At 72.5% G+C, this 12,927-nt stretch carries 12 protein-coding genes; 8 read left to right on the forward strand and 4 right to left on the reverse strand.

What is annotated here, in order from left to right; all coding sequences use genetic code 11:
• Positions 1-132: 132 nt before the first annotated feature.
• Together VGD70_RS07230 and VGD70_RS07235 are read right to left on the reverse strand one after the other, a co-directional pair.
• A complete protein-coding gene (locus VGD70_RS07230) occupies positions 133-282 on the reverse strand; it encodes a hypothetical protein (protein ID WP_414637907.1) in 150 nt (49 codons plus the stop codon).
• A gap of 85 nt (positions 283-367) precedes the next feature.
• On the reverse strand, positions 368-1,096 hold the full coding sequence (locus VGD70_RS07235) for a dihydrodipicolinate synthase family protein (RefSeq protein ID WP_331079382.1): 729 nt from the start codon (positions 1,094-1,096) through the stop codon (positions 368-370).
• A 161-nt stretch (positions 1,097-1,257) separates the two neighbouring features.
• Here VGD70_RS07235 and VGD70_RS07240 point away from each other — a divergent pair, with 161 nt between their 5' ends.
• The 5 genes from VGD70_RS07240 (at position 1,258) to VGD70_RS07260 (ending at position 6,390) form a co-directional block, all read left to right on the forward strand.
• A complete protein-coding gene (locus VGD70_RS07240; protein WP_331079384.1) occupies positions 1,258-2,499 on the forward strand; it encodes an ABC transporter substrate-binding protein in 1,242 nt (413 codons plus the stop codon).
• A 63-nt stretch (positions 2,500-2,562) separates the two neighbouring features.
• Positions 2,563-3,447, forward strand: a complete 885-nt coding sequence (locus VGD70_RS07245) for a sugar ABC transporter permease (RefSeq protein WP_331079386.1) — start codon at positions 2,563-2,565, stop codon at positions 3,445-3,447.
• Entirely contained in the window at positions 3,444-4,298 is an 855-nt protein-coding gene (locus VGD70_RS07250) for a carbohydrate ABC transporter permease (protein WP_331079387.1), read from the forward strand. The genes VGD70_RS07245 and VGD70_RS07250 overlap by 4 nt, the downstream gene beginning before the upstream one ends.
• A 1-nt stretch (position 4,299) precedes the next feature.
• Complete coding sequence (locus tag VGD70_RS07255) at positions 4,300-5,343, forward strand: NAD-dependent epimerase/dehydratase family protein (RefSeq protein ID WP_331079389.1); 1,044 nt, start codon at positions 4,300-4,302, stop codon at positions 5,341-5,343.
• 81 nt (positions 5,344-5,424) lie between these two features.
• The gene (locus tag VGD70_RS07260) at positions 5,425-6,390 is read left to right on the forward strand and encodes a hypothetical protein (protein ID WP_331079391.1); all 966 of its coding nucleotides are present in this window, start codon (positions 5,425-5,427) and stop codon (positions 6,388-6,390) included.
• On the opposite strand, the gene VGD70_RS07265 is transcribed toward VGD70_RS07260, so the two are convergent.
• Positions 6,321-7,526, reverse strand: coding sequence for a DegT/DnrJ/EryC1/StrS family aminotransferase (locus VGD70_RS07265; protein ID WP_331079393.1), 1,206 nt, complete (start codon positions 7,524-7,526; stop codon positions 6,321-6,323). The genes VGD70_RS07260 and VGD70_RS07265 overlap by 70 nt on opposite strands.
• 68 nt (positions 7,527-7,594) lie before the next feature.
• Positions 7,595-8,812, reverse strand: coding sequence for a hypothetical protein (locus VGD70_RS07270; RefSeq protein WP_331079394.1), 1,218 nt, complete (start codon positions 8,810-8,812; stop codon positions 7,595-7,597).
• Positions 8,813-8,947: 135 nt separating this feature from the next.
• Between VGD70_RS07270 and VGD70_RS07275 the strand changes: the two genes are divergently transcribed.
• The 3 genes from VGD70_RS07275 to VGD70_RS07285 all read left to right on the forward strand — a co-directional run bounded on the left by VGD70_RS07275 (position 8,948) and on the right by VGD70_RS07285 (position 12,924).
• Entirely contained in the window at positions 8,948-9,919 is a 972-nt protein-coding gene (locus VGD70_RS07275; RefSeq protein ID WP_331079396.1) for a dihydrodipicolinate synthase family protein, read from the forward strand.
• Positions 9,916-10,755, forward strand: a complete 840-nt coding sequence (locus tag VGD70_RS07280; RefSeq protein WP_331079397.1) for a hypothetical protein — start codon at positions 9,916-9,918, stop codon at positions 10,753-10,755. Before VGD70_RS07275 ends, VGD70_RS07280 begins: the two co-directional genes overlap by 4 nt.
• A gap of 114 nt (positions 10,756-10,869) precedes the next feature.
• Positions 10,870-12,924 carry a PQQ-binding-like beta-propeller repeat protein gene (locus VGD70_RS07285; RefSeq protein WP_331079399.1) on the forward strand — a complete coding sequence of 685 codons (2,055 nt, stop codon included), beginning with the start codon at positions 10,870-10,872 and terminating at the stop codon, positions 12,922-12,924.
• Positions 12,925-12,927: the final 3 nt, after the last annotated feature.

A 12,927-nucleotide genomic window follows, 5' to 3' on the forward strand; every position in this document is an offset into this window, starting at 1 on the left:
TCGCGGCGGGTAAGCACCCGATGCTCGCCCGCCGCGTCCTCGAAGCCGAGGAACTCGACCCCGACGTCGAGTTCGCGTTCGGCCTGGACTGCGTGCTCGACGGGCTCGCGGCCCGGCTGGGTCGCTGAGCGGTCAGTACGCGTAGCGCTTCACGGTTTCCGGGTGGAGGACCAGGCGGACCTGGTCCTCGGCCAGGATTCCGGCCAGGTCGGCGGAGCGGGTCGGGTCGTCGAGGCCCCAGTAGCGGGCGGCCAGGCAGTCATTTGTCGTCGGAGTCACCACGGCTGTCTCCGGGGCTGCCCAGCACGGTGAAGTCTTGGTCGAGGTGGACGTCGCGCTGGCTTCCGTCGGGTTGGGTGACCTCGACCTAGTAGTAACCCTCTTCGTCGCCGATCTCGGTGCCGGTGACTCGGCGCTGCCGGTGTGCTCGAGCGCGGCTGTCGTTGCCGGTGTAGAGCGCGAGGTCCCCGGCCCGGCCGGCCTGGTGGACCCCGCGGGCCACGTCGAGGGTCTGGTAGCGGTCGAACGGCGCGACCTTGATCGCCAGGACCTCGGGGATGCGGGCCGTCCGGGTCCAGAACTCGGGGGAGAGGTACCGCCCGCCCGCCGACGGTTGCAGGTAGAAACCGACCACCGGCAGCACCTCCGCGACCGCACGCGTGCGGTCCAGCAGCTCCCGCTCGTCGACGCCGTCGAGACCGTTCGGGCTGAGCAGGACCGCGTGGTAGCCCAGCCGCGCCGCGCGTTCCGCCTCGGCGACGGCCTGCCGCGTCGGGCCACACGCGCCGGCGATCAGGACCGTGCTGCGCCGCGACCAGCCGGCCACCGTCTCGGCCGCCAGCTCCAGGACGGGCTCCAGCAGGCCGGCCTCGCGGATGGCGAACTCCGTCGAGTGGACGCCGACGGCGAGGCCGCGCACGCCGGAGTCGAGGTAGTAGCGGGTCAGCGCGCGTTGGTGCCTCGGGTCGAACCGGCCGTCGTCGTCCAGTGCCAGGGGATGGGCGGGAATGGCGCAACCCTGCCGCAGGATCGTCAGCGGCGGCGTGTCGTCCGCCCTGACGGCGACCGGATCGGCCGCCGGGTCAGTCCTGGTCATCCACGAGACTCCGTCGCGTCGCAGTAACAATATCGGTCATGACCGTAACTGTGCCGAAACTGCCATGTCAACGTGGGTGGATCGAGCTCGCACGGGGTTGACGAGAGCCCCCGGTGACATTACGGTCCGGACTGAAATCCGATCAGATAGGGGTTGTCGCGATGTCGAAGCGCTGGTCAGTCGTTCCCCTCTTCGTCTGCCTGCTGGCTGGCGCGTCGCTCGCCGCCTGCGGGAGTGACGCCGGGTCGACCAACGGAGAGAAGGCCGGCGGGGAGATCACCGTCCGGGTCTACCCGCTGAAGTCCGACGAGGGCGACAAGGCGTTCTGGGCCACCCAGGTCGCGGCGTTCAAGAAGGTGAACCCGGACATCACCGTGAAGGTGGACCTGCAGCCGTGGAAGGACCGCGAGACCACGCTCGTCACGCAGATCACCGGCGGCAACGCCCCGGACGTGGCGTACATGATCCCGGACGAGCTGCGGGCCATGCAGGCCAAGGGCGCCCTCGAGCCCATGCCCGACTCGGTCCCGCGGGACGGCTACCGGCCCGCCGCGCTCGACGCCGCGACCGTTGACTCGACGCTGTACGGCGCGCCGGTGCTGATGAGCGTCGTTCCCGGCACGTGTGACAAGAAGGTGCTCGCGCAGGCCGGGGTGACCGAGCCGCCGAAAACCTGGGACGACCTCATGGCGATGGCCCCCAAGCTCAAGGCGAAGGGCCTCTACGTCACGCAGATCGACGCGACCAACGCCGCGGCGCTCAACACGACGTTCTACCCCTGGGTGTGGCAGGCCGGCGGCGACGTCTTCGACAAGTCCGGCAAGCTGACGCTCGACAGCGGTCCGGCCCGGGAGGCGCTGGCGTTCCTGACCGACCTGGTCGACAAGGGCTACGCCCCCAAGGCCGAGGCGACGACGGCGATCCCGCTCGACCAGTCGGCCATCGCCAAGCGCCAGGTGGCGTGTGAGTTCCAGACACAGCCGGCCCTCCTGGCCGACCAGTGGGGCGAGGACCGGCTGGTGATCCCGCCGTTGAAGAACAAGGAGCAGACCGCCTACGGGACCGTCGGCTCGCTCACCATTCTCAAGGGAGCCAAGAACAAGGCGGCCGCCGCCGAGTGGATCAAGTTCGTCACGACGCCGGAGGTCATGGCCGCGGTGGACGAGCTGGGCGGCTTCTTCGCGCCCAAGGAGAGCACCCCGTTGGAGTACGCGGCGGGCACGGTCGACGCGGAGACGGCGAAGTACCTCGACCTGACCTACAGCGGGCCGCCCGCCGCGCAGGCGCGGGAGATCCAGGCCGTCGTCGCCCCCGAGGTGCAGGCCGCGGTCCTCGGCCAGAAGACCCCGGGCGAGGCCCTCAAGGACGCCGCGGGAGCCGCGCAGCAGATCCTCGGGCGATAGCCGGTGTCGGAGGTGGACACGAGGCCGCCCCGCACGGCCCCGGCACCCGGGAGCGTCGCCCTGGTGCCGGGGCCGCCCCGCGCCCGGCGGCGCCGGTGGGACGCCCTGACCGGCTTCGCCTTCGTCCTGCCCATGCTCGTGTTGTTCCTCGCGTTCCGGTTCACGCCGTTCGCCGGTGGCATCGGGCTGGCGTTCTCGACCATGGACCTCGGCGGTGCCATCACCTGGGTGGGCCTGGAGAACTTCCGGTACCTGCTGGGGGACCAGCTGTTCTGGAAGGCGCTCACGGTCACCCTCGGCTACACGGTCATCGCCGTCCCGCTGGTCATCGCGGTGTCGATCGGGCTGGCGCTGCTCGTGCGCCGGGCCTTCGCCGGGATGCGGTTCTTCCGGTCGGTCTTCTTCCTCCCGGTGATCACCTCGCTCGTGCTGGCCGGCGTGATCTTCATCTGGATCTTCAGCGACGGTGGGCCGGTGCCGTCGCTGATGAACGCGCTGGGTGTCCCGACGGGGTCCTGGCTCACCAGCTCCACCCTGGCGCTGCCGGCGGTGGCGATCGTGGCCGCGTGGGGGCGGTTCGGGTTCGACATGCTCGTCGTCCTGGCCCGGCTCAACGAGATCCCGCGGGAGCTGGAGGAGGCGGCGCTGGTGGACGGCGCCGGGCCGTGGCAGCGGTTCCGGCACCTGACCCTGCCGCAGCTGCGCTCGGTGGTGTTCTTCCTCGTGGTGATCGAGACGATCTCGTCGTTCCAGGTGTTCGACGCGGTGTACATCATGACCGCCGGCGGTCCGGTGAACTCGACCTACACCTTGGGATACATGCTCTACGACCAGGCGTTCAAGTTCTTCAACTTCGGCTACAGCGCGGCCGTCTCGATGGTCCTGTTCGTGGTCGTGCTCGTGTTCACGGTGATCCAGCGGGTCGCCTTCGGAAAGGACGAGACATGAGCGGCCCTCGTCCCCGGACCGGCGACGCCCTGTTCCGGCGCCGCGGCGTGAGCCGGGTGCTCGTGCCGCTGCTCCTGGCGCTGGCGACGCTCGTCACGCTCTTTCCCTTCTACGCCATGGTTGTCCTGTCGCTGAAGCCGGCGACCGGGCTGACCTTCCCGGACGCCCTGCTCCCGACGGGCCTCACGGCTGAGGCGTACAAGGTCGTGCTCGCGGGGAACGACCTCGTCCGCTGGGTCCTCAACACGGTCGTCTACTCACTCGTGAGCGTGGTCCTCGTGCTGCTGCTCGCGTCGATGGCGGGCTACGCCTTCGCGAAGAAGCGGTTCCCGGGGCGGACCGCGATGTTCTGGTCGTTCCTCGCGATGCTGATGGTGCCGTACCACATCACGCTGATCCCGACCTTCGTCATGCTGTCCAAACTGGACGGTGTGAACACGTACTGGGGCCTCATCGTCCCCACCCTGGCCAACGCCCAGGCGACGTTCCTCATGCGACAGTTCATCGCCGGGATCCCGGACGCGCTCATCGACGCCGCCCGCGTGGACGGGGCGTCGGACCTGCGGATCTTCGTGCAGCTGATCCTGCCGCTGTGCCGGCCGATCCTGGCCACGCTCGGGTTGTTCGTCTTCCTGTGGCACTGGAACGACTTCCTGTGGCCGCTGGTCATCGGGCAGGATCCGGAGATGCGCACGCTGACCACCGGCATCGCGGGGCTGATGCGGGAGTCCCAGCCGCTGAGCGTGACGCTGGCGGGGTCCGTGGTGGCGCTCGCGCCGATCTTCCTCGCGTACCTGTTCGCCCAGCGGCATTTCACCGAGGGTGTCGCCATGACGGGAGTGAAAGGCTGACATGGACCGCATCGTCGACGCGCCGGCGAGCATCGCGGACGAGACCGAGCTGGAACGGCTGCTGGCCACGCCGTCGCCCGCGCTCGTGGCGGACCTGGCCGCGGGCACCGGCGACCTCGTGGTCCTCGGCGCCGGCGGCAAGATGGGCCCGACGCTGTGCATGCTCGCCGCCCGCGCCCTGGCCGAGGGCGGGCGGGCGGACCGGTCGGTCATCGCGGTCTCCCGCTGGAGCGACGACGGGGTCCGGCGCCGGCTCGAGGCGTCGGGGGTGCGCACGGTTGCCTTCGACCTCCTCGGCGACCGCCCCTACGACGAGCTGCCGGACGCGGCGGACGTCGTGTTCATGGTCGGCGCCAAGTTCGGCGGCGCGGGCAACCCGGCACCCCTGTGGCAGACCAACGCGGTCGTCGCCGGGATGGCGGCGCGGCGCTACCGGGGGTCGCGGATCGCCTGCTTCTCCACGGGGAACGTCTACCCGTTCGTCGACCCGTCGGGTGGCGGGTCGACGGAACGCGACGCCGTGGGCCCCGTCGGCGAGTACGCGATGTCGACCCTCGGGCGCGAGCGGGTGATGACGTACGCCGCGCAGCGGTACGGCACCCCGACGACCCTGATCCGGCTCAACTACGCGGTGGAGCCGCGCTACGGCGTGCTCGCCGACATCTGCGCGGCGGTCCGCGACGGGCGCCCGATCGAGGCCGGTCACGTCAACGTCGTGTGGCAGGGCTACGCCAACGAGGTCGCGCTGCGGTCGCTGACCGTCGCCACCCCGGAGGTCGAGATCCTCAACCTCACCGGACCGGAGACGCTGTCCGTCCGCGCCCTCGCCGAGGCGGCCGGCGAGGACCTCGGCGTGGCACCGGTGCTCACCGGATCGGCGTCCGGCACCGCCCTGCTCAACAACGCCGCGCGGTGCCACGAGCTCTTCGGCCCGCCCGGCATCCTGGCCCCGACCCTGCTCCGCTGGCAGACGGACTGGGTCCGGCGCGGGGGCGTCCTGTGGGACAAGCCGACCAAGTTCCAGGTGCGCGACGGGCGGTTCTAGGCGTGTTCTCCCTCGCACGGGGGAGACGGCCGCGCCTCTGGCGGGAGGCCGCGGCGGGTGGGCCCGGGCAGGCTGTCGGACATGACGAAGTCAGCTCACGTGTCCCGGCTGGTGGCCTGTTACGGGGCGATCGCCGCGTGCGTTCCCTACCTCACGCTGAAGATCGCGTGGCTCGCCGGCAGCGGGGTCGGCACGGTCGGCCACGGCACGGCCGAGATGCGCGACACCCGGCACGTGGTGGGCAACGCCGTCACCGTGGCCATGGACCTGGCCGCCGTCGTCGTCGCCCTCGCGTTCACCTACCGGTGGGGGCGGCGGCTGCCGGCCTGGCTGGTGCTGGTGCCGAGCTGGGTGGCCACGGGGCTCCTCGCCCCGATCGCCCTGGGCGCGCCTCTGGGGGTGCTCGTCCAGGGTTTTGCCGGCGGATCGCCGGCAGCGGCGGACAACGGTCTGCGGGGGTGGGTGTACGCCATCGTCTACGGCGGCTTCACCCTCCAGGCGGTCCTGCTGCTGTCGGCGTTCGTCCTGTACGCCCGGACCCGCTGGGCGGCGGTGTTCCGGCTGCGGACCGCGGACCTGGCCGCGCGCTCGGCCCGGAGCCCGCTCGTCACCGCGGTCCTCGCGGCCGGCTACGGCGTGCTGCAGGTGGGGTGGGCCGTCAGCCCCGGTGTGCCGGGCGGCGACCCGGCGGCCGTGGAAACCGCCACGCAGCAGACGTTCTGGGCGACCCAGGGCGTGCTGAGCATCGCCGGTGCTGTCGGCCTGCTGGCGCTGGCGCGCCGCTGGGGGACCGGCCGCCTGCTGGCGCCGCTGGCCGCTACGTGGGTCGGCAGCGGGGTCATGGTCGCGTCGGGCCTCTACGCCGCCACGGTCGAGGTCGGCGCCGCACCGGTGCGCCTGCTCGGCGTGGTCACCGGTCTCCTCGTGGGCGCGGCCACTCTCCGCGTCCTGGCCGGGCACAGCCGGACGAGCCCGCCTCAGCCGGCGAACGCCGTCCCCACCGCGACGATCGCGGCGCCGACGTCGGCGACCTCGTCCGCGGTGTGATCCTCGTGGAGCCAGAAGACCATCAGCCCGGTCAGCGCCTCGCGGGCGCGGGGGCAGAGGTCGGGCGGGTAGGCGCGGTCGAGGGGGTAGTGGCTCGTGCCGAAGGTGCCGCCGCCCTGCAGCGCCGCCATGCACGCGTAGATGGGCTCGCCGATGTAGCCCGGGGTCGTGGGCACGCCCTCCGCGGCCAGCGCCTCGGCCCACCGCGCCGTCTGTCCACTCGGGACGAAGAACGGGTAGCACCAGTACGAGGCCTCGCAGCCGGCGAGCGCGTTCCACCGGGTGGCGCCGGGGGCCTTGTCGACTGCCGCGTCCAGGAGTGCGGCCGAGCGCCTGCGCCGGGCGAGGACGTCGTCGAGCGTGGCCAGCTGGGGCAGCGCCACCGCGGCCACGAGCTCGCTGGCCCGGTAGTTGAGGCCCAGCCGCGGGTAGCCGCGTGCCCCGCCGCCGGCCCGGTCCCAGCCCTTGTCGCGGAACAGCCGCATCTCCGCCGCGAGCCGGTCGTCGTCGGTGATGCAGACCCCGCCCTCGCCCGCGGTCAGGTGCTTCGACTGCTGCAGCGAGTAGATGCCGAGGTGTCCGTACCGGCCGAGGAACTCCCCGTCGTAGCGGGTGCCGTGCGCCTGGCTGCAGTCCTCGAGCAGCGCGATGCCGTGCCGGTCGGCGATGGCCCGCAGCGCCCGCACATCGGTGGCGCCGCCGAACGGGTGGACGGCGAGGATCGCGGCGGTGCGGTCGGTGACGCATGCCTCGACGGCGTCCGGGTCCATCCCCAGGTGTTCCGCCACGTCGGCGAACACCGGGACGCAGCCTTGGTAGAGGATCGGCAGGACGCTGCCGGCGTCGGTGATCGGGGCCGTGATCACCTCGGCGCCGGGGTCCGGGTTCAGCGCCGCCAGCGCGGTGTGGATCGCGGCCGTCCCGGACGAGACGGTCACCGCGTGGCGCGCGCCGTAGTACGCGGCGAACTCGGTCTCGAAGCGCTCGGTCAGGACACCGCCGACGCCGAACAGGGTGCCGGAGCGGATCGCCTCCGTCGCCAGCCGGACGGCCTCCTCGGGAAAGGGCTGCCTGGTGGTCAGCGGACCCCGGCGGACCGGCGGCCCACCGTCGACGGCCAGGCGATCTGCGCTCAACGGACACCCCTCGTGGCTAATTATGGCATGGACCGTAATCAACCGGCGGGACCGGCGTCAAGGGCTGGTCAGAGGTACAGGTGATAGGTGACGAGCGGCCGGCCGCTGCCCTCGAGACCCTGGCGTCCGGTCGACTGCGCGGCCCCGGCGCGCTCGAGGCGGTTGAGCACCCGCCGCGCCGTGCGCTGCTGCACGCTCAGCGCGGCGGCGACCGAGCGGGTGGTGACCGTGGCGTCGCCCTGCTCGGCGAGCATCTCCTGGAGCCGGACCAGGGTGGCCTTCGACAGGCCGGCCCGCTGGCTGAGCAACGACAGCGACGGGCGGCGCACCGAGCGCAGGGGCGTGCCGGACAACGTGAGGTCGATGTCGTTGCGCATCGAGACGACGGCCGCCATCTTGCCGAGCCGGCCGGCGCGGCTGAGCGCGCGGCGGGCCAGCGCCTCGGCCTCGGCGGCGGAACCGCCGACGCCGAAGCCCACCCGGATCGTGCCGTGCGTGGCCCCGAGCTTCGCGACGAGTGGGAGCTCCGTGAAGCCGGAGGTCGCGACCTCGAGCGGGCCCCGGGTGGTGAAGATGAAGAACCGACCGTCGCCGCGCGCCACCACGGTCGCGCCGAGCCCGCTGGCCTCACGCCGGAGGTCGCCCTCGGCGGCGGGGTCGACCTCGCACAGCCCGACCGCCACCTGCGCGTCGTCCGAGCGCGCCTCGCCGAACGCGACGAGGAGCTGCTGCATCGCGTACCGGACCGAGTGGATCGACGGCGCCAGGCGGATCGCCGTCGTCTCGGTCTTCAGGACGTCGTAGGCGGAACGGAGACACGTGATCGCGACGCCGACCCCCTCCGCCGCGCGTTCCTGGTGGAACTCGACGATGTCCGTGGCGGTGAGGCCACGGCGGTAGGGGAGGACGTGCGCGCCGGAGGTGGCGATGCCCGCCTCCTTCAGCGTCTCGTCCACCTGGCCGACGTCGAGGATGTCGATGCTGAACGAGGACGGGTCGTGGCCCTCCCGCAGGAGCTGGATCATCGCGGTGAGCAGGGGAGCGCCGGTGTAGTTGACGTAGCTCGCCGGCCGGTCGAGCAGGCCCGCCCCGGACGCCACCTCGTAGGGCACGACGCCGGTGAACAACCAGGCGTCGATGTCACCGGGAGCGCCGCGCACGATCTCCTCGGTCTGCGTCTCCGTGCGGTAGGGGAGGGCGACGGGCGTGACGCCGGGCATGGATCCCACGACCTTGTGGGTCGACGTCACCAGATCTCGCGGCCCGACGACACCAACGGTGACCATGCGAGATCCTTCTCCGTCCTGTGCCCGCGACGTTGACCTGGTGCCCGCGATTCTAACGGCGGCACCGGCCCGCGGTCGGCTCCCGCGCCGCTCGACGCACGCCGTCACGGGGCCGGTGATGCAACAATCGCCCTCGTGTCACTCGCCACGAACCCGGACCGTCTCGAGGCCCTGCGGGGATCGGTGACGGCCGCCATGCTCACGCCGTTCGACGCGACCGGCACGCCCAGGGTCGAGGCGGTGGGCCCCTACGCGGCCTCCCTGGTGCGGGACGGCGTCGGCGCCCTGGCCGTCGGCGCCCACACGGGCCGCGGGCTGCTCCTCGCCGACGACGCGCGCCGGGCCGTCGTCCGGCAGGTGCGCGACGCCGTCGACGTGCCGGTCGTCGCCGGAATCGGCCGGCGCGGCGACTCTCCGTCCACTGTGGAGCGGACGCTGGTCCGCGCGGGGGAGGAGATGGCCGCGGCGGGGGCGGACGCGCTCCTCGTCTACCCGGTGCCGCGGGGCGCGCACCCGGACCTTCCCGCGCTCCACGGCCTGGTTGCGCGCTCGTCGGGGCTCCCGGTCGTCGCGTTCGTCCTCTACGAAGGCGCGAGTGGACAGTGCTACTCCGTCGACCTCGCGCGCCGGCTCGTCGCGACCGACGGCGTGCTGGGCCTCAAGGTGGCCGTCCTCGACGACGCGGTCACGTGCCAGGACATCCTCACCGGCTGCCGGGCGGAGCGCCCCGAGGCGATCCTCTTCACCGGCGAGGACAGGATGTTCGGCCCCTCGCTCATGTGGGGTGCCGACGCCGCGCTCGTCGGGATCGCCGCGGCGCTGCCCCGGGTGACCGTCGACGTCGTCCGGGCCTGGACCGAGCGCCGGCACGCGGACTTCGTCCACGCGTCCGGCGTCCTCGACGCGTTGGCGGCGCTGGTCTTCCGGGCACCCGTCGACACCTACGTCCAGCGCATGGCGTGGCTTGCCGACTGGGAGGGGCGCCTGCCGGGCGAACTCTGCCACGACCCCGGGTCGGCGCCGTCCCCGGCGGACGAGCGTCGCCGGTTCGTCGCCGAGGTCGAGAGGATCCTCGCCCGCGCCGACGCCGCGCCGGCAGGCCGATGACCCGGGTCGGGATGGTGGACCTGTCGACCTCGCACCCGGGGATCTTCGCGCCCATCCTGGCCGGGCTGGGCATGCCGGTGCACGCCGTGCTGGACCCCGTTGCGGCGCAGGCGTTCCGCCGGCGGCACCCCGGCGTCGTCGTGGCCGGCAGCCTGGCCGAGCTGGCCGGCATGTGCGACGTCGTCATGCTCCTGGGCGCGGACTGGGACGAGCGGCTGGGCCAGCTGACCGAACTCGCCGCGCTGGACGTGCCGGTCTTCGTCGACAAGCCGATGGCCGGAACGGCCGGCGAGCTCCGGGAGCTCGCCGGGCTGGCGGACGGGCCGGCCCGGATCGACGGCGGGTCGGCGCTGCGCGTCGCTCCGGAGGCCGTCGCGGTCCGGCGGCCCGGGCGCACGGCGGTCGAGGTGGTGTGCGGCGGGCACCCGTTCTACTACGGCGTCCACGCGGTCGCGCTGGCCACCGCGGTGCTCGGGCCGGGTCTGGTGGGGGCGCGCGGGGTGGCGAGCGAGCGGGCGATCGAGGGCGTCGTCCACCACGCCCGCGGCGCCGAGATCCGGGTGGCCGTGTCGGCCGGGGTCGCGGGCGGGTTCTCGGTCACGGGGCCCGGCCTGCCGCGGATCGAGCCGGCGGCCGAGGCGTTCTACCCGGCGCTGCTGCGGGACGCGATGACCCGGCTGACCACGCCGGGCATGGACCGGCGGCCGGGACGGGAGCTCGTGGAGTGCGAGCTGGCCCTCCTCGCCATGGCCTGGTCCGCGGTGAACGGCGGCGACGTGGTCGCGCTCGACGCGGTCCCCGCGGCCTTCCGCCCGTGGCGCGGCCGCGACAGGTGACCTTGACGGTTCGCGGACCGCCGACCTATCGTTCCGAATTACGGGCGAGGCCGTAATTCCCGAACGGAGCGAACCATGGTCGGACGGACGGGTCTTCGACGGGCGGTCGTAGCCGTGACCACGTTGCTGCTGGGCCTGGCCCTGCTGCCAGCCTCGGCCGCGTCTGCCACACCGGCCGCGCCGGCCGCGCCCCAGTGGTGGAACCGCGGGACGATCCCGCTGTACTCGACGACGGCGGCCGGCGGGGAGACCGCCCGCATGCCCGACGGCTCCGTGCGGACCTACCTCGCGGTCAGCGGCAAGCCCGCCTACCTCGCGGAGATCAACGCGTCCACCTCGACGGTCCTGCGCATGATTCCGCTGTATGTCCCCGACTCCGCGTCGACCGAGACACCGCCGGACGCGGGTGCCCAGGGCGCGTGGGGCGTGTCGATCGACAAGCGCGGCACGGTCTTCGTCAGCTCGTACGGCTTCGGGCACGTGTACCGGCTGCCGTGGGGCAAGCCGCTCGAGGACCTGGGTCGCCCCTCCGCCCGGACGAGCTTCACCTGGGAGGGCGACGCGGACGGCGAGGGTGTCTTCTACTTCGGCACGAGCGAGTTCTTCGGCCCGGCGCCCTTGCCCGGCGGCAAGCTCTTCTCGTGGAACCCGAGGACGCGGCAGTACCGGGACTACGGGGACTGGGGCGCGACCTACGGGTACGTGCGGTCCGTCGAGTACGCGAACGGCAAGCTCTACGCCGGCCTCGGCCCGAGCACGGCCCTGTGGCAGGTGGACCCGAAGAGTGGCGGGCGCGTCCAGATCCCGCCGCCGCCCGGGATGCCGACCGACAAGTACGCCTACCAGCTGGAGGACGAGGGCGGCTACCTCTACGTCCTCTTCGCGGGTGGCACGACCGCCCAGGTCGGCTGGGTGCTCAACCTCCGGACCCTGCGGTGGGAGCACCAGATCCCGGGCTACCTGGGCCAGACGATCACCGGCGCCGACCGGCACGGGCGGGTGTACCTCGTCGACGCCGGCGAGCTCAAGCAGTACGACCCGAGGCGCGGTGTCCTCACCAGCACCGGCTTCGCGGGCGGCACCGAGCAGGCCGACAAGGGCGGCCTGGGCGCGGGTAAGGGACTTGCCAGGGTCGTCGACCCGCGGACCCGGCACGAGACGATCGTCGGCGCCACCGCGGGCGGCGACCTCTGGCGCTACGACACGGTGACCGGGCACGGGACGTTCGGCCACCTCGACGACCTGGTGGGGACGCCGACCGCGCCCCGGTCCCTCGCGAAGGGGCCGGACGGCAAGATCTACGCGGGCGGCTACTTCCAGGGCGGCCTCGCCGTGTACGACCCGGCGACCACGACGTGGACCACGCACCCGTTCCCGCACCAGATCGAGGGCATGGCCGCGCACGACGGGAAGATGTACTTCGGGCTGTACCCCAACGCCGGGCTGTGGGAGTACGACCCCGCGTCGCCGTTCGGGAGCGCCAACCCGAAGCTCCTGTTCGACCTCAAGTCCGACGGCCAGGAGCGGCCGTGGACGGTGATCAGCGCGGGGCGGTACGTCGCGGTGGGCACGTCGCCGAAGAACAGCCAGGCCGGCGGGGCGGTCACCCTCTACGACCCGGCCACCGGGCAGCACCGGACCTGGAAGTCGGGGCTGGTGACGGGCGCGAACCAGATCTCCGCGCTGACCTACCGCGACGGCGTGGTCTACGGCGGGTCGCTCGGCTGCTGCAACTTCGACGGGTCGAAGTCCCCGGGGCAGGTGTTCGCCATGGACGCGACGTCCGGCGACGTGCTCTGGCGGTCCACCCCGCTGCCGCGGGAGCAGGGGGTCGCCGGGCTGACGTTCGACGGGCAGGGCCGGCTCTTCGGCCAGTCGTACGGGACGATCTTCGAGCTCGACCCCGCGACGGGCGCGCTCATCCGGTCGGTGCAGGAGTTCGCCTACCCGTGGGAAACCGTGACCAACTTCCAGCCACGAGCGGTGAACATGGCGTACGACCCGGGTGACAACGCGATCTACACGACCAACGGCATGACTCGCCGGATCGACCCCGACACGCTCGTCGACTCGGGCCCGAACTACCGGACGAGCTTCGCGTCGGTGTCGCCCGGGGCGAGCAAGTTCTACGTCCAGAGTGGACTGCTGCTCGAGGTGAAGTGGTATTGATCT

Origin of the sequence: Actinophytocola sp., from assembly GCF_036402745.1 — a bacterium.
Taxonomy (GTDB): Bacteria; Actinomycetota; Actinomycetes; order Mycobacteriales; family Pseudonocardiaceae; genus Actinophytocola.